The 17,017-nt window shown below is 49.4% G+C and carries 18 protein-coding genes and 2 pseudogenes; 3 read left to right on the top strand and 17 right to left on the bottom strand.

Annotation, left to right across the window (positions count from 1 at the left end; genetic code table 11):
* Positions 1-242: 242 nt before the first annotated feature.
* Both QYT14_RS08770 and QYT14_RS08765 read left to right on the top strand, forming a co-directional pair.
* Positions 243-1,052 carry a hypothetical protein gene (locus QYT14_RS08770; RefSeq protein WP_289307178.1) on the top strand — a complete coding sequence of 270 codons (810 nt, stop codon included), beginning with the start codon at positions 243-245 and terminating at the stop codon, positions 1,050-1,052.
* Positions 1,053-1,418: 366 nt separating this feature from the next.
* Entirely contained in the window at positions 1,419-1,628 is a 210-nt protein-coding gene (locus QYT14_RS08765; RefSeq protein WP_288324467.1) for a hypothetical protein, read from the top strand.
* A 13-nt stretch (positions 1,629-1,641) separates the two neighbouring features.
* Here QYT14_RS08765 and QYT14_RS08760 read toward each other — a convergent pair whose 3' ends face one another.
* The 17 genes and pseudogenes from QYT14_RS08760 to QYT14_RS08680 form a co-directional block, all read right to left on the bottom strand.
* On the bottom strand, positions 1,642-3,192 hold the full coding sequence (locus QYT14_RS08760; RefSeq protein ID WP_288324468.1) for a mobilization protein: 1,551 nt from the start codon (positions 3,190-3,192) through the stop codon (positions 1,642-1,644).
* A 384-nt stretch (positions 3,193-3,576) separates the two neighbouring features.
* On the bottom strand, positions 3,577-4,329 hold the full coding sequence (locus QYT14_RS08755; RefSeq protein ID WP_288324469.1) for a hypothetical protein: 753 nt from the start codon (positions 4,327-4,329) through the stop codon (positions 3,577-3,579).
* 12 nt (positions 4,330-4,341) lie between these two features.
* Entirely contained in the window at positions 4,342-4,746 is a 405-nt protein-coding gene (locus QYT14_RS08750; RefSeq protein WP_288324470.1) for a helix-turn-helix domain-containing protein, read from the bottom strand.
* Positions 4,747-4,765: 19 nt separating this feature from the next.
* Positions 4,766-5,872 carry a site-specific integrase gene (locus tag QYT14_RS08745; RefSeq protein WP_172181376.1) on the bottom strand — a complete coding sequence of 369 codons (1,107 nt, stop codon included), beginning with the start codon at positions 5,870-5,872 and terminating at the stop codon, positions 4,766-4,768.
* A gap of 14 nt (positions 5,873-5,886) precedes the next feature.
* Entirely contained in the window at positions 5,887-6,723 is an 837-nt protein-coding gene (locus QYT14_RS08740) for a helix-turn-helix domain-containing protein (RefSeq protein WP_288324471.1), read from the bottom strand.
* Between the two features lie 227 nt (positions 6,724-6,950).
* Positions 6,951-8,243, bottom strand: a pseudogene (locus QYT14_RS08735) (TraG family conjugative transposon ATPase); the annotation flags it as partial.
* 17 nt (positions 8,244-8,260) lie between these two features.
* The gene (locus tag QYT14_RS08730) at positions 8,261-8,551 is read right to left on the bottom strand and encodes a DUF4133 domain-containing protein (RefSeq protein WP_288324472.1); all 291 of its coding nucleotides are present in this window, start codon (positions 8,549-8,551) and stop codon (positions 8,261-8,263) included.
* Between the two features lie 26 nt (positions 8,552-8,577).
* Positions 8,578-8,679: pseudogene (locus QYT14_RS08725) on the bottom strand (DUF4134 family protein); the annotation flags it as partial.
* A gap of 112 nt (positions 8,680-8,791) precedes the next feature.
* Positions 8,792-10,615 carry a reverse transcriptase/maturase family protein gene (locus QYT14_RS08720; protein ID WP_288324473.1) on the bottom strand — a complete coding sequence of 608 codons (1,824 nt, stop codon included), beginning with the start codon at positions 10,613-10,615 and terminating at the stop codon, positions 8,792-8,794.
* A gap of 12 nt (positions 10,616-10,627) precedes the next feature.
* Positions 10,628-11,125: a hypothetical protein gene (locus QYT14_RS08715; RefSeq protein ID WP_288324474.1), complete on the bottom strand. Its 498-nt coding sequence runs from the start codon at positions 11,123-11,125 to the stop codon at positions 10,628-10,630.
* A 105-nt stretch (positions 11,126-11,230) separates the two neighbouring features.
* Positions 11,231-11,509: a DUF4134 family protein gene (locus tag QYT14_RS08710; protein WP_288324475.1), complete on the bottom strand. Its 279-nt coding sequence runs from the start codon at positions 11,507-11,509 to the stop codon at positions 11,231-11,233.
* A 61-nt stretch (positions 11,510-11,570) separates the two neighbouring features.
* Positions 11,571-11,966 (bottom strand): hypothetical protein, encoded by a 396-nt coding sequence (locus QYT14_RS08705; RefSeq protein ID WP_288324476.1) that lies wholly within the window; start codon positions 11,964-11,966, stop codon positions 11,571-11,573.
* A gap of 11 nt (positions 11,967-11,977) precedes the next feature.
* A complete protein-coding gene (locus QYT14_RS08700) occupies positions 11,978-12,565 on the bottom strand; it encodes a MarR family transcriptional regulator (RefSeq protein WP_288324477.1) in 588 nt (195 codons plus the stop codon).
* Between the two features lie 4 nt (positions 12,566-12,569).
* Positions 12,570-12,947, bottom strand: coding sequence for a hypothetical protein (locus tag QYT14_RS08695; RefSeq protein ID WP_288324478.1), 378 nt, complete (start codon positions 12,945-12,947; stop codon positions 12,570-12,572).
* Between the two features lie 20 nt (positions 12,948-12,967).
* Positions 12,968-13,744, bottom strand: coding sequence for a ParA family protein (locus QYT14_RS08690; protein WP_288324479.1), 777 nt, complete (start codon positions 13,742-13,744; stop codon positions 12,968-12,970).
* Positions 13,745-13,938: 194 nt separating this feature from the next.
* Entirely contained in the window at positions 13,939-15,507 is a 1,569-nt protein-coding gene (locus QYT14_RS08685) for a relaxase/mobilization nuclease domain-containing protein (RefSeq protein ID WP_288324480.1), read from the bottom strand.
* A gap of 55 nt (positions 15,508-15,562) precedes the next feature.
* Positions 15,563-15,949: a hypothetical protein gene (locus QYT14_RS08680; RefSeq protein ID WP_288324481.1), complete on the bottom strand. Its 387-nt coding sequence runs from the start codon at positions 15,947-15,949 to the stop codon at positions 15,563-15,565.
* Between the two features lie 836 nt (positions 15,950-16,785).
* Here QYT14_RS08680 and QYT14_RS08675 point away from each other — a divergent pair.
* The gene (locus tag QYT14_RS08675; protein ID WP_288324482.1) at positions 16,786-17,004 is read left to right on the top strand and encodes a hypothetical protein; all 219 of its coding nucleotides are present in this window, start codon (positions 16,786-16,788) and stop codon (positions 17,002-17,004) included.
* The last annotated feature ends 13 nt before the right edge of the window (positions 17,005-17,017 follow it).

Below are 17,017 nucleotides of genomic sequence, written 5' to 3'. Positions count from 1 at the left end.
AAACAGAAGGGAAAGGCAGGGGAATGGGGATGCAATAGCAGAATCGAGCAATAAAGGGATAAGATTTCATTATTTCCATTCAGTTCAAGCACTTTACGCATGGCAATATAATGGTGTAAGCGAAATTTATATTAACTTTGTAGCACGGACAAAAGGTAATCGAAGCATAGATGAAATCCGACAGCAAGATATACAGGTTTTTCTTTGGGAAACGGGGCGAGACACGCTTACCATTTGGTGTTATGCTCCTGATTCTTGTGCCTTTCCTCATTGTCGGCTTGTATTTACAGAATCGAAAATATAATACGCTGTCTGCAAATCCGGTTTTTACATCAACTGTGGTTTCTGATGTGTATAGTATTCGCAATAGTCCATATTTGAAGTATAAGATTTTTGTGGATGGTAAAGCTTATGACGGCGGAGCTCCACGCCGTGGTCTTTCCGTGGGCGATAGTATAGGTGTGGTGTATCAGAAGGACAATCCTGAAAACAACATGACGGTTTTTGAATATTATGATGGGCCGGAGTTTGGATCTGTCATAATATTTGTAATTGTTGCGATTGTTCTGGCTGTTTATCGTTGGCTTAGAATCAATCGAAAATATAACGACCGATGCCCGGAGTTGGATAGCTTGGGAAAGTGTATGATATATCGTACCGACAAGGAGTACATATTTGTCACGGTATATTATGTCAGCGCGAGTTATCCTATTAAATTCTTGACTCTTGACTGCTATAACGGGATGTTTGAGAATACTCTGACTGATATTTTCCATGCAAGTCAGTATGACAAATACACCGAAATAAAGGCATCCGAGCTAATCAAAGCCATGAAACAACGCTCATGGCGACAGCTTTATATGCACTCTACGAGTGTACTGGTGACCCACGATAGCCGTAAACTTAAAATATTGCCGACCCGAAAAGCCACCGACAAAGGACAAGATTGGGATTATGAGCGAGAATTGTCTTTTGAACTTGATAGTGCCTCTTGGAAAGATATTATAAACTCAATCAGAAAACTCCTTGAGCCCAATGAAACTGACCGATAAACGATTTTGGATATTTGATAAGACGATATGAAGAGTTTTAAAAGGGCAAAGAGACACAAAGATAGAATCGCCTCTAAATCTACAACGATTGAACAATCGTATTATAAATTATTTGTGCTTTATAGCATAATTTTACTTGTGGGGATTTTTCTCCCCCAGTATTTGAGAGTATATTATTTAGAGTATTCCTTTATGTATATAGTAGTAATCCCAATATGCTTTATTTGGGGATTATACTTTAAGTGCATAAAAAAATTAAAGAAAGGGCTTTTATATATATCACTTTGGGGTACATTTTGCATTACATTTTCATTGTATTCAATTGTAAATATTGGATATATGAACTCACAGGATAAACATTCGTTTATGTCCGAGATAGAGAATGTTGAATCCAGTGCCTACCGCTCGCCGCCCTTCATTTCTTTTAAATTAGATAATGAGGAAATTGCTCTAATAATTAATAATGAATATCCAATCAAAGAAAAGATTGAACGAGAAAAGACATTACTAATTTCAGGTCAGTATAAAAAAGGACTGTTTTCATCCGTTATGATTGTTGATTACACAGTTTATTAACAATAGTAGGTAATCATAGACTTATGCCTCTTTGTTCTTTCTCAATCCTCCAATCATACGCCCCCTCTGCGACATCGCCAACCTCGTTGAGTGTGTGGCGATGTTTTATTTCATCAAATGGCTGTCGGTGTTCCGCATAGTCACAGAGCCATGCGCCGACCGCTTTCTGCTGCTCGGTGGTCTCGCCGTAGCTCTGCATGACGCTCTTGATGTCGGCGGCTTCATCGTTGGAGAAGATTGACTTGTGCCGTTCCGTGGCGAAATGGATAATCGCTTCAATCGCCCGCCTGAACACCTCGCTTGCCTTGTAGAGAATATCGGCGATGATGTTCAGAATGTCCCGGCTCGATTTCAACGCACCCTGCAGCTGCCGGATTGTCCTGTCCTTCTCCTCCGTTGCCCGGCTCACCGCCATGCCGATGCGGTGCTGCTCCCCGGTCTTCTGTTCCCGGAGCTGCCGCAGTGCTGTGTCCCTCTCGGATTCAAATGTGTCAGCCATTGCCATGGCACTGTCCCGTTCCAGTTCGACCGTCCGCTTCGCCTCAGTCAGTGCCTTTGTCCGCTTCGCCACCTCTTTCCTGACTTCATCGGGGAACGATTCTTTGATGTGCTCGTTCTCGGCTTTCAGCCTTTCGTTCTCCTGCTCGATGGCTGCGTACTTGCCCTTGCCGAAAAGGTTGGCGATGCCTGACTTTATGCTGTCCGTGTTCTCACGGTCAACCTCCCTCGCGCGTTCTTCCTTTTCGGCGATCTCGCTGTCAAGTTCCGCGCTGCGCCGCTGTTTTTCCTCGTTTACGATCCGGAGTTTTTCTTGTTCGGATCTGGCATTGTCCGTTTCGCGGATGGCGGCATCCCTGTCGGCTTCGGCTGCTTCCTTTTCCGACTTTACCTGTTCGGCTTCCTGCTTCTGCTTGGTGATTATGAAGTCAGCGCGTTCAAGATGCTCCTTTCCCGTCACCTCCTTCGAGGTGCCCCTCTCCATTTCAAGACACTCAGCCAAAAGCGTCTGCATGTCGCTCATGGCTTTATCGTCCAGCTTGCAGGATTTCCCGGTGTCGTGGTTCATCCAGTCCCATACGATATGGGCGTGAAGGTTGGGCTTCCATGTGGCGGCATCTCCGGGAGTGGCGTAATGCCCCTCGTCACGATGGATGAAGATTTGCAATGCTGTGATTCCCCACCGCTGCTTGCACACCTCGCAGAAACGGCGCAACTGCTCCATCGCGGTATCATCCTTGATTACCACGACACCCTCTTTTAGCGGAGTGCTGCCGCGCACGACGGTCACCTTTCCCGTCTTCCTGTTCACGCGCAAGCGGTCTTTGGTCTGCATCGCCCGACCTGTCTTCTCCTTTACCATCGCGGCTATCTGATTGTAGCGGTCGGTCAGCGTCGAGTTTTCAAATTCAGGTGCTACCCATGCCTCGTTCCGGTGCATGAGTTCGGTGCGGATGTAGAGCTTCTCCCTTGCGACACGGGCGAGGTATTCCGCTTTCCGTCTGTTGTGTTCCTCGCTGCTTCCGATGTTGCAGGGCTTGATGTTGACTGATGTCTTCTGTGCCATAGGCATGATGATGTTTACAGATTTACAATAGGGAAAGGGTTATTAGGGCGGAGCCTTAATCGGAGGGTGCAGGGAGAGGGTCACTTCCTGCTCGGGGTTCTTAGGGGTGGAAGCCACTAAGCGGAGTTTCCAAAGAGAGGGTCACTCTTTGGTCAGGGGCGTCGGGGGCTGACAGCCTCCGACCGGGTCAAGGGCGGAGCCTTGCGGGTTCTTAGGGCAGAGCCATAAGTGGGACGGGGCAAAGCCCAGCCCCTCGGGAGAGCCCACAACTTCGGGAGCGCAGCGGAGAAGTTATAGTGGGCTATACAGGGCAAGCCCTTGTTCCCGCTTCCGACCGACTAAATCCCGGTTTAAGCCGTTTTTCCACGCTTTCGGTTCTCGCACCTATGCAGGATTACCCTCGCTGTCATTGGCGGCTTCCTGCGTCTCGCTGTGGCTTCCTACGCCGTTTTCGCCGGAGGCTTCGTTACCGCCGTCTATGATATGCCGATTTGCGGTTGTGTCCGCCATGAACATATCGGACGGAGGATTATGGCAGTCACCGTCATGCACATCGGCTGACGGATTGGAATTGTCTGACAAAAGGAGGGAAGAAGAAAGGGATGCCGCGCCTGTCGCAAGGCTGTCCGTTTCCTTCCCTCTTGTGTGGCAGTCAACCGCTGCGCCTCCCGGTTCATCCCCTGACGGCAGACTGTCGGAAACAGGTGTCCGCACATCGCCCGTCTGTCCTTTGGCGGCAGCCGAAGGTCTGACATAGTGGGGATTGGTGACAAGGACACCTCCGACATACCAGCCCGTGAGAAAATGCAGGGAATGGACGGATGTGCGGTTGTTTGTTCGGGTGGTCAGCATACCGAGGCGGTTGAAGCTGTCGATTAGTTTGCCGACCGTCTTACGGTTGCAGTCCAAAAACTCCGCTAATTCCACATCGGAAGCCGCCACCTGTCCCACCTCCAGCACAATATCAATGCCCTTGATTTTATAAGCGGTTCTTGTCCGCACGGCACCGCTCATCAGTCGCCAGAGGCACTTTTGCCTGAGAGGGGAAAACCTGCCTTCCAAAAGAAAATCCCACTGCCCGGCTGAGAGTATGGTGCAGTAGTGTATGGTCTGTAAGTCCTGTCTTTTCTTGCACATGATCTGATGATATTATGGTGCTACTGCGGACATCCGGCTGTTGCCGTCCGTCAACGCTCCCGGCTTGCGCTTCTTACTGTTGCGCAGTTCCTCAAGCCGTCTTTCAATCTCGCTCTCGCTGGCTACTCCCGATGTGCCTCCTTGTTTGATCCAAGCCATGACTTCATCCTCGAAGAAGTAAAGTTTGTTACCCCGCTTGTGGTACGGAATACGTTTGTCGGATGTCATGGCATAGATGGTTGACGCGGATTTTCCGAGTAGCTTTGCAACCTCGTTCAAAGAAAGCAAGGTGTGTGCCTCGCCATGCTGCGAGGGTGCGTCACACAGGAATTTCTCCACACGTTCAGTGAGCAGTCCCACCTTTTCAATCAGCATGGAAACCGCCTGCGGCAGTTGGTCGAATGTTATGTTGTTCATATTATATATGTGTCGGTTTTCATTTGAGTGTAATCTGTTCGGATGCCTTGCGCTTGAGGTCGTTCACCACATCGGCATAGACCTGTGTCGTGCCGACATTGCTGTGCGTGAGCATCTTTGAAATGGTATAAAGATCTGTTCCTGCGGCAAGCTGAAGGGTCGCGTAGGTGTGCCTGAACCCGTGGAACGTGATGTGCTTGGTGATTCCGGCAGACTTGATCCAGTCCTTGAGATAGAGGGGAAGGATTGTCTTCGTCAGCCCCTTGAACACCTGCCCCTCGTCGCGCTCGCCGCACAGCGCGAGTGCTTCATCCGACAGCGGCAGCACGGCTTCCGTCTTGGTTTTCTTGGTGACGATGTGCATGCACCAGCCGCCGTCAGCTCCTCTTATGATGTTCTCCCATTGCAGACGGATGATGTCGCTGATGCGAAGTCCCGTAAGGCATGAGAACAGTGCGGCACTCCGTATAACAGGTTTTTCGCAGGGAGTGGCGGCAAGCATCCTGACCTCTTCAAGTGTCAGAAACTCGCGTTTCGTGCTTGACTCCTTGGCGTGCTTGAGCCGTGGGGCGATGTTCTCCTTGATGCGTTTCTCCTCGTATGCGATGCGGAGGACGCATTTCAGCTTGTTGAGGTTGTTGTTGGCGGTGGAAGCCATCATCTTGCCCTTGGTTGGAGTTGTGAGCGACAGCAGATAGGTGAGAAATCCCTGGCAGAAGTCAAGCGTCAGATTGTCGAAGGTGCAGCTTCCGCCGCAATACTTCTCGAAGTGCTTGTAAGCGGTGTTCCAGTTACGGTAATTGTCATCGTCCGCCATCTTGGAACGGAAATACTCAAGAAAACTCTCCTTGCCGCGGTTGCGGTCGAGAAATCCGTATTCCTCGTTGATGATGGCTTCGGTTCTGCGGCATTTGACAAGCTCGGCATTGCGGAGCATGGTCTTGTTGAACTCAGCCTCGAATTTGTCTTTCGGGTCGGCATAGATGTATATTCCCAGATACTCCCGTCTTGTCGGCTTGCCTGTCTTGGGATGCCGTATAGCCGGGTAGAAGTCAAGGTAAAGCGACACCTGACCGTTCTTGATGGGTCGCTTCCTTACAGTTACTTTCGTGCAGATGTTTGTCATATCGGTTGTGATTTTTAATTGTTGTCTGATTCATTGTCCGGCTCTCGCTTGGCTTTCGTGCTTGCACTCTTGCGTTCCGACACCTTCCGTGCCTCGTCCCAGTCAGCCTTGAGATAGTACAAGCGGTTGCCGTGGATGCGCTTCGTCCTTACCCCGTGGGTGAGCGCGAACCTGCGGACTTGGGTCTTGCCCAGCCCGAACAGGCGCATGATGTCGAAACAGGAATACCAGTGCTCCGACAGGTTGCTTCCCAGCCGTTCCGCTTCCTGCGCCATAGCCTTGTCAACCTCGGCTTTAGGGAAGCACTTGGTGGCGTTGGCTTTGACACAGGGTATCGAGTAGCGCATACGGAGATTGTAAAATCGTCCGTAGGTATAATTGTATTTCCGGCATATCTCAGCCATCGTATAAAGGTCACCTCCGGCACTCTCTTTGTCCGTGAACGTGTCGCGCACGGACTGTTTGTAGTTAGCCGCCGGTATGAGCTGCCGTTTCGGGGTGCCCTTCGCTTTCTTCTTTCCCTCCTTTTGGGAAAGGTCTATTTCAGTGTTCGTTGTATCTTCGTTCATCTTCTTTTTTGTCTTTTTGCCCTGCTTTGCGAAGATTGACACGCTCCGCTTGCAGTAGGTTGTCTCCCGAATCATCAGAAAGAAATCCTCTCTGGTGATGATTGTGATGTGATATGTCAGTCTGCAAGCCCGGAGAGTGCCTTTGTAAATGAGGTTATACACAGTCCGGCTGCTCACTTGCAGGATGTCCGCCACTTCCCCGATGGTGAGGAAAGGCTTGTCGGTCATGCCTCGGTCGTAGTCGGGCTGACCTGTTAAATTGTGTTTAATTTGACGGTCCATTATCGAAGAAATTTGTTGCACGCTCTTGAAAGCTGTTGCACGTTGCTGAAAGGAAGTCGTGCCGTGTGACCCCTCTCGCGTGGTACAATCGCGGTACAAAAATACTCCGAAAAGGACGAATCGCCAACAGGCGAAAATCTCGTTTGTTAAAATCTATTAGCTGAAAATCAAGATATTATAACACCGATTTTTGCAGCCGTTTGTCGCCGTTTTGCCCTCCGAAACTCCATGTGGAAGCTCTTGCCGCTGCCGCTTGGCCCGATGCAGAAAAAGTTGGCGTTGTCGGTCATCTTGACCTTGCCTTCCTTGCCGGTGAAGTCGATACACACCGGAAGCCCCTGACGGTCGGTGTAATACGTGGTCAGCGGTGTCACCTCGGAGGCTTTCAGATGTTCCTTGAAGAAGAAGCAGAGTGCCGCATCGGAAAGGGTCAGGAACAGGTCGTAGTCAGGATTGAAGGTGTAGGCGTTGCCGGGGAAGCTGTCCGTAAACAGCTCCAGTTGGTTGTAGGCGGTACGGGAGGGCATGATGCCGCACTCGTACAGCTTGGTCTCCAGGAAGGAGGTCACGGGTGTCATCTTGTCTGCCGGGCAGCTTACCAGTATGTTGAAGTTGGAATAGACCAGCATCGTGCTGTCGATGGCCAACCGTTCCAGCACTTCCTCGATGTCCGCCTTGGCTATCTTGTTGCTTGGGTCGGGCATGGAACCGTGACGCTTCGCCTTGGCTTCCAGCTTGCGGAGCAGCTTCCGCTGTCCGGGTATCTGTATCACTTGGTTGAACACCACGCAATCGGAATATGGCACATTGGTAAGGAACGAAAACAGGTCGGTGGCGATGCCATAGCCGTTGACGTTCATCTGCGTGTATGGCTTGATGACGGACGGTAGGTTGATTTCGTCTATGTCCACCAGAGGGAAGGAACGGATGACCCGTTTCCCGGTTTTCAGGTATTCGTCCGATGCCTTGAAGTTGGTCATCGAGAAGGAGCCGTGCCGGAAGTTGAACGCCATGAAGCGGTGGCAGTACTCGTTGACTTCCTCTTTATCGAGCTTGCGGTGCTTGATGTGTTTCTCCGTGAGGATGTCATCCACCTTGGACACCTTGGCGTGGAAGTCCAGCCATTTCTTGGGGTCGTACTGCACGAACTGGTTGCGCTGTGCCTCCTGCGTGACAATCAGGTAAGTCCGTATTTCCGTAAACTCCCTTCCCTCAAAGTACTTGAAGTAGCACCGTGTCAGAAAAGGCGCGTCTTTCGGCACTTCGTGGTGGTAGGCCTGCTTGCAGAAGATGTCCTGTTTCTGCAAGGCGTAGCCCTCCCCAAGTGTCTGCACGACATTGGAAAACACGTCTTGGAAGAGTTGGTATTGTTCCGCATCGGTGCATAACTGCTGTACGGGGTTGGTCATTTCAAAAATGACGGACGCCTCGCCTTTGGCTGAAAAAAGGACGACATTGCCGCCCGTCTCTTCCAACTGCGCATATAGCCCGTCAAACGGTTTCTTCTTTGCTTGTGCCATATCCTTTTGAATTTGTTTTATGAATGATGCCTCAGGCCTTTGTAGACAAAGATGCCTTTGTGCCGTTTCTTGTTATGCAGCCCGCCACGCTGCTTGATGTAAATCGTCACCAGTCCGGCAACCGCCATGACCAGCATGGCGATGAAACCGGCGAGCTTGCCCAAGGCAATGGAGAATACGATAAAGCCGACGAATGACACGCCGACAGCCGCAGCCGCCAGCGTGAGGAACCGTCCGCGTATGCCCATGAATTCCAACGGTTTTTGCAAGCCCTTGAAGACGGGGTAGCCCTCCTGATTCATCGCCATGATGGTATGTCTTTTCAGTGTTGTAACTACTTAAAGAACAGCGGCAAAGCCTCTGACAATGCGATGAACGCGATACAGCCGCCGATGGTCAGCATGATGGTCTTTTTTACATCCTGATCACCGTTCTGTGGGCTCGAATCGGAACGCCTTGCGGCATTGCTGCCGCAGGTTTCTCCAAAACTGCCCCCAAACCGTACGTACATGTCTCCATGTATACGGCTTTCCGCTATTGACAGCACTCTACTTCTCACTTTCTTTTTCATTTTCTTTCTCCTTAATTTGGGCAAAACAGCTTTCACATACTGCAAGTGTCTTGCGATTTATTCCCAGCATCATCTTTCCCCATTCTGTTTTGTCACTGACAGATTTCAGGGAACGGACATGGTGCATAATGAGTTGTCCATGACTTCCGCACAACTCGCAAATTTCACTTCTCAATCTCTCCGCCAAGGAGCGTTTGGGAAAACTTACGTTTGGCAGCGTGTCGCAGTCAGCCATTTTGTTGGGCTGTTTTTGCTTGAATCCATCCTTGTAAAGAACCCGATATTTCTGATTGCCCTTTTTGTCAAGGTATTCAATCTTAAACTCCTTGTTCTTTCTGTACTTCCTTATAATCTTGGCCACTGTACTGTTTTGTTTCTGAGCCAAAGTCTTGTAAAGGCTGTACTCCATGATGTAACCAAATTTGGAGCAGGTCGCAGATACATTGTCAGCAATCGAATAGTAATTGTAGAATCCCCTTATCTCAAGATTATACTTGGCAAGTATGCGGTGGGCTTCCATTCCAATCAAGGACGACCTTGACTGGGGTCTCCATACCGTTTTGCCGTTTTCTTCGGCAAAATAGACAGCACCGTATGATAACAACTTGTCTTTTACCGTTTCCGATGAAAGTGACAGTTGTACCTTACCCTTGAATGCACGTGAAAGGATTCCTTTACAGTTCCTTTTCATGACATCAAGAGAGCGCACTGAGATTCGGTAGCCAAGAAACTTGGCTTCTTCACTTGCATGGGTGATTAGGGTCTTTTCCGCTGAAAGTTCAAGTCTGAGCCTATCACGCATATAGCCAGTAATATCTCTCTTGATTTTCTCACATTCGGCTTTTGAACCTATTACCCCGATAAGGAAATCATCAGCATACCTTACATATTTGAGGCGGCGATAATTCTCGTCCATCTCATCCCTTACGGGCATACTGCGCAACTCCTTTTGCAATTGCTTGATTTCTGCGTCAAGAGCGGCTGCTTCGACCGGGTCTTCCGTAGCCTTTCTCTTCTTTCTCCTGTTCACAGTACGCATATTCAGATTCATGTATTCGTTGCGTATCTTCCTGCTTTTCCCTTTGTCGAAATTGTCGGCATACTCTTTCATGAACTTGTCAAACTGGTCAAGGTAGATGTTTGCCAGTATAGGGCTGACAATACCTCCTTGCGGTGTGCCCGAATCAGTCCTGTTGAAATGCCACTCTTCCAAATAGCCTGCTTTTAGGAACTTCCAAATCAACCGAAGAAACTTCTCGTCCGCAATCCGCATCCGAAGGATGTCTACCAGTGTGGCATGGTGGATATTGTCGAAGAATCCTTTAATGTCTCCTTCTATAAACCACCGCATACCAGTAAACGTCTTTTTGATGCCAATGAGGGCTGTATGGCAACTTTTGAATGGCCTGAATCCATGTGAAGTACTTTCAAAGTGACCTTCGTAGATGACTTCAAGAATCATCCTTGTTACTTCCTGCACCAGTTTGTCATCAATGGTCGGTATTCCCAAAGGACGTTTCTTCCCGTTCTTCTTGGGGATGTACACCCTCTTGGCAGGCTTGGGGGAATAGCTCTCGTCTTTCAAGCTCCCGATGAGTTTTCCAATTCGGTCGATAGTCATCCCGTCAATGGTAAGGCCATCCGTGCCGGGAGTCATGTTGCCAGGTTTGGACTTAATCCGCTCGTAGGCAAGCATGAACATCTCCTCGTTAAAGAAAATGCGGTAAATACGCTCATACTTGTAGTCTGAGACCTTACTGTGTGAGCTTAGAGTGTTCAATATTATCTCGGGATTTCTCATACGTCTCTCACGTTATCCGTTAATACTATTGAAGTCAACAACTGTTCCCCTTTGCCATGTGGAAGGCTTTCCCTTCCTCAGACTACTACGGGAACTCCGTTGCCATACCGAATATTCAGAACCTGCGTTCATAGCCAATTGGCATTTCGGGTTAGGCAATCTCCGTTTAGTTTGCGTGATAACTGTTGGCACGACTGACTGTCGGATGCGACTTACACCCTTTTCTCCGCTTATTGCGGTCACGTTGCGGCAAGTTCCTGCTGTGCCAATAAATGCAGTTTGGCACAGTACCGCAATATGGCGTATGTAACTGCTTTCCGCCATAGTCATTTCACATACCGTTGGATTATCGTTCAACCAATCAGGCTTCATCCTCATGTCAGTCTTTCTCCCTTGCGGCTGCGTCTCGGCTTTGCAGTTCACCGACTTGCCACTTTTCAAGCGTGCTGTGTTCCCCTTATGGATTTCTCCGCAGGGTAAAGCTGATGGGAGTAGGATGTTGTAAAACATACAGTTAATCTTTGTTTTCTACTTGTCAGTAGAGGTTAAACATTTAAATTTGGACTGTCCATTTACATGGAACACTATCCTAACTTCTTGCCAAGGAAGTATTTATCACGCAACCGTTACGGACGCACGCATCTTGAAATAGACATTGAACGCTCCGACCAGGACGATGACCGCTGCAATGGCTTTCATCAGGTTGGAGACGGGTGTCTGGTACGAGCTGACTTCCTGTGTTGCCTTGGTAAAACCGGCCGCTCCTTTACTCGAAGCCATCGCTTCACCGACTGATACGGTGAGTGCGCAGAGTGCCACGACACTGTTCCGGGCGAACTTGGAGCCCAAGAAACGCTTCCATGTGCATTGTACTTTTTTCTTTACTTGTTTCATCTTACAAAATGATTAATGGATTCTATCGCCAAAGGAACAGGTGTCGCTAAAGGAACGGTTATTATCGTGCGTTTTCGCAGTTGAAGATGACGGCACCCAAATCGCAGGTGCCGGTTTCCACCAACCGCTCGATTTCATCTATGAGGTTTTCTACTAAAATGCCGTCTGTCATGATGGCTTCCCGATAGCCGGAATGTTGTGAAGGCTTCTCTTCACCATCATCCTCTTTGGGCTTATCGTTTTCTGAGCCATCGTTCTGTTTTCCCGGTTCGTCACGGCTGACCTTGACGGGCTTGAAGGTCTGCGCTTCATCCGATATGTCTATGTCTTCCTCGGTGTGGTTTTCCTGTTCTGCCGTTTGCGCTGCCTTTGCCCGTAGGATGTCCAGCACAATCAGGGCGGCGTAGTAGAACAGCAGTGCCACGAAGAGAAGAAATACTATTTGTCCGTATTGCATGGTTCTCTGTTTTATATGGCTGTCAATATGAATGGTTCTTCCTCGGAAAAAGGCAGGAAACGAAGCCCTTGCCGGATGCCACGGGTTTCCAGATTGCTTTTCCGTTCAATCTTATCGGTGTAGTACAGCGTGTTGGAGTCCCGGCTTACGATATAGCCGATGGATTTCAACTGCGCCCGGATCTGAATACGCGCCCTGTTCGACACCACCTTGATTTTGGTGACCGGGGCCAGACCGAAAAGCACGTGCCGCCTTTCCCTGCGGATGATTTCACTGCGGACACGGGAGGTCACTTGGAAGTTCTGTTCCTTGGTGCGTCTGAGTCCCAGCTTTTCGATGATACGGATGACGGATGTCCTGCTGATACCCAGTTTGCCTGCCATTTCGGATAACGAGCAATGGTAGAAGTGGCTGCGCACATAGTCCGCACGTTTCGCCCATTCCGACTTGGTCTCTTTTTTAAGGCCCAGTTCCTTGGCTTTGCCTTTTACCGCCGTGACGCTCATTTGCAGGACGGTTGCTGTGTGCTTCGTTGATTCTACGGGGAAGATTCTGGCAAGGGCGGCCAGTTTCTCCTCCGTCCATTTGTGATGTCTCATGGTATCAATTCTGTTTGAGGTTCATAAACAGTGATTTCTTCTCTCTCTTGTATTGTGCCAGTTGGGGCAGGAATGTCTCAAAGAAGGCCCTGACGATGGCGTTCACCAAATCGGAACGGCAGCGGTTGTGGATGTCGCAGTCATCGAGGGAGTCCGCAAGGTCGCGGTCTAACTTGCATACCAACCGCTCTGCCTTGTCGTCCCGTGTGCCGGAGGATTCCAGATAGTTCAGGAAGCTCTCCCAACAGCCGTCAAAGGGCAAAGAGGATTGGGTGCCTGCCTGTGATTGCGGTTCTTCTGTCTCTTGCGTGCCCGCCAGAATCATGTCGGGGTCATTGATGCCTTTGGTGAGGTCGTCTATTTCAGGAATGATATTTGCCATTGCGTTCTGATTATGGGTGATTACTGATTATTCTTGTCTTCTTTCTTCTGCGGTTTGGGATTCAGGTTCTCCGTCAGTTGGATGCCGGTAAGTCCAACTTCCCGGATGGGCTTTGCCGTATCGAAAATGGCGGTATAGATTTTCTCAAAGACCGGGGTGACGATGCTTGCCTGCATGTCCAACGCCGCCATTGTGCTGAATCGTTCCATGTCCGCCCGTTTGGGTATCTTCGCCGTCACGTACCCGTAGTTGGAGAAGGTGTCTCTGGCGTTCTCCCACAGCACCAGTTCCGCCCGTTTGCCGACCCTCCCGTCATTCAGGTTGGGGATGATGAAGAGCCGTGCCTTCATCCGGTCGCCCACGGCTTTCTTCAGGCGGTCAACGAACAGCAGGAAGCTGGCGGTGGAGGGGACGGTCATCAGGTCGTAATGGAACGGGACGACGATGATGTCCGAGTTGACGAACATCGGTACCAGTCCTTCGGCTTTCAGGCTGCCGGGCGAATCCATCAGCACGATGTCTATTTCCGGGTCGTTGTGCAGCTTCTCCATCAGGGAAACCATCATGTCCTTGTCAGTGGCTTCGCAGTCCCATACTTCGTAGGGCATCGGCTGTTCTCCGTATTTCTTGATGTCCGCCTTGCGGCACTTCATGATGGAGTGCTGGAAATCGCAGTCGATGACCACCACACGGACACCCTTCGTCACCAGATAGTTGGCGAAGGTCACGCAGAGGGTGGTCTTGCCGACTCCTCCTTTTTGGTTGGCGAATGTCACGATTACCGGTGTCTGTATCATTTCGTATGCGGGTCTAATTACACAACAAAATTAGATTCTCTGTAACCCGGAAAACGAAATTCGCAACATTTATGCGCTTTCGGTTGGGACTTCCGAATGATTGCAATGGTGGGAAACTCAGGTTTTCGGGGTGGAAGTGGCCAAAATAGTAACGTGAGAAAGTCCATTCCCGGATCTTCCCACGTTGTTTTGGACTATCGTTTCAATGCGCGCCCGTCATCAATCTCATCGTAATTGCCGTTATGCCCGACTTCCCATTCCCGTTTCTCGCTCTGGCTGCCGCCTCCGGCATCACGTAGTCCGGCATTGCGCAAAAGTTTCTTGGATTTTGGAGTCGCTTGTTGAGATTTAGTCTGTTTGTTTATCTTTGGCTTTCGTTGCAGCAATTCCACGTTGAATCCTTCCGCGTTCAGGTCTATCAGGATATGGCGTTTGAAGTCAATAGCATAGACCGTATCTTCCTCTTGACGGATAATGAACCCTTCTTCACGGAGGCGGCTTCTGGTCGAAGTGGCCGCTTCCTTGTCGGCAAAGATTTCATGCAGCCGGTTGACGGCATCCGTATGGGATTGCGGTCTGTCCGGCGAGAGGGAAACAAGGTCGGGGCGGTTCACCTTGAAGATTTTGCAGAGCATATCCCGTTCCGCCTCGGTCGTGGGCTTGAACTGTTCCACTCGCTCGATGCGGTTGTTCCGGTCGATGGCTTCCGCCATAAACGCTTTCAGGGGGCGGGACTTGCCATCGTATGAATAGATGACACCTTTCTTTATATAGGCCCGCTGTTTGCGGAGCTTCTTGTATATCTCGCCCTGCGTAATCTTGGGGTTGAGTGTCAGGAGCCGGTCAATGAAGTCCTCGATGCGGTCGAAGCGTTGCTCCGGGGTGGCGAAGTCCAGCAGTTCGTCCATTGCCAGCACCCTTGCCCCGTTGATGACGGTCTTGTTCGCATGGTCAACAATCATGTAGCCGTATGCCGCATCTTTCTTGCCGAAGAATACAAGGTCGATGCCGAACTTGCTTTTCAGTTCCTTTTGCAGTTCTTCCTTGTTGCTGCTTACATCCCGGTACTTTTTGAGGATGCTTCTGAGTTGGCGGCAGCGTGCCCTGTCCCGGTAGCCGTTCTTGTATAATGCCTCAATCTCAGAAAGAGAGAGTTCTTTCTGTACCTTGCCACCATGTTTGACACATACCTTGCCGTTCTTTTGATAGACTTCATAGCCCATCGAGGTGAGGACTGCCTTGAACTGGGCGAAGGAAGAGAAGGTGTATTGCTTGGCGGCATCCACATCCTTGCCGGTTTTCTGCTTCCGGTCGTTTCCGAGTATGCGGTCAATGGCTTCTTGGGAACGCCTCCGCTCGTGGTCGTGGACTATCTTCCTGCCATCGGGCGCGATTCGGGAAGTGACGATGTGCAGGTGGGTGTTGTCGGTGTCGTAGTGGGAATAGATGAGTAGCGGTTGCCCGGCTTCCGCATATCCCATTTCCGAGAGATAACGGTGCGCGAACTCCAGCAACTCCGATTCCGACAGTTCATGACCTTTGCACGATATGGCAACATGGAATTGTGCTTTCTGGATTCGGTTGTTCCGGGAGGTATATTCCTGAAGATACTTGACCAGTTCATCGGGGGTAGGTTTACCGAATGTTCCGAGTGTGCCGAAATTCCGCATCTCAATCAGTCGGGCTACACCTTTCGAGACTTTCCGCTCATTGTAACCGACCGCATGGAAGTTCGGGCTTCCGGGTAATATGGTTGCTATCATCTTGGGTTCTGTTTATCGGGGTTTATAGGTTTTATGTAATGAGGTATGGAGATATTCAGAGCTTGGTGGCCTCTTTCGTAACCTTATCCAGTTCACGTTTTATCTCGTAAAGTGTTTCTTGGGTTGCCCGGATGGTAGGTAACAAGACCTCTTGGATATAGCCGGGTGCAAGCAATCCGGCTACCGCCAGTTCATTGGCCCGTTTGACTGACTGGTTCAGGTTTCCACCTGCCCAAGACAGTTCGTTCTGGAACTTTCGGTAAAATGAACCGAGTTCGTTGATGAGTTCAAGCCTTTGTTTGGCATTGGTGTTGGAATACTCTGCCAGTGCGGAGCGGATATAATGGCTTACAGAGGTGTAAGAGGCTGATTTTTCTTTGAGCCTTGCGTACTCATCCGGTGTAAGCCGTAATTGAAAATACTTGGTTCGATAATTCTTCATTGTATGATACTTTTTAGTTGTTTAGTATTCCTGACACTTCTTTCGCAGGGCGAAACAGCGATGAAATCGCCCCGCTGCAAAGCAGTCGGCAAGTCACCCTTATCAGGACGAAACTCTGTTTTGTAATGACAAGGGTACAACTTGCTTGACAAATCCTGCAACGCAGTTCGATGCCTTCCGGGGTCATTCCTGAACCAAAATTACCGCAACCATGCGCCATGCAATGAAATTGGCAACAGAATACTTTGAATGGGCTTGTCATTGCAGCCAGAGTTTCAAGAAGCGGATGTCCGAGAACGCTTGCACCTTGGTTCCCGATGTATCGGGATAGCCGATGCTGGTTTTCGGAAGCACGAAGCGGTTTGTTTACCGGATTACTTAGATAAAAGAACCGGGTGGACATTGCTTCATATTCCCAAGTGGTTTAGTTCTATGTTACCTCAAAATCATGATTACGGACAACCGAGAAACTTGAGTGTCGCAAGATGTGGGAGTGGATAATATATCGCTCCCGATATAACGATACCCTGCTATTTTGAACACAAGTTATTCTGACTACGGGGGAAATGAGTATCGGTATATCCGATGTCATCCACATCAAAAATACAGAGAAGCCAATAAACCGAATACGTATCAATGGTGGGATGTTAGTGCCGGATGTTTGGAGGTTTTATCATCGAAAAATCAGGAATAACAGAAGCCGGAAAACAAGATAAAAATGTCAAATTTCTCCGAAAATTATAGTCGATATATTTCCGTATATCGCTGATTTTTACTACATTTATATATTGAAATCCTGTAAGAATAGAAGTTAGTACACACTAAAATTAAGTATCATGTTATTTGAATTGTTATTGATAATATACCTGTTACCGGTCATTTTGATTGCCGCGTATCTGTGTAGGTTTGCGATATGGCTTGTCAAGAAGCTGTTTGCGCTGGCTTGGTGGTTGGTCAAGTCTTTCTTTGCCCTTTTGTGGAAGGGATTGGTGCTGGCTTTCACCCTTGCCATTGCGAATGTGGCACCACCCAACCATAGGGAAGAGGGACGATAAAAGCCGTACCCAT

Source organism: uncultured Phocaeicola sp. (assembly GCF_948499155.1).
Lineage (GTDB): Bacteria > Bacteroidota > Bacteroidia > Bacteroidales > Bacteroidaceae > Phocaeicola > Phocaeicola faecalis.
The sequence above is the reverse complement of the archived record's forward strand: the minus strand, read 5'-3'. Positions and strand labels throughout refer to the sequence as shown.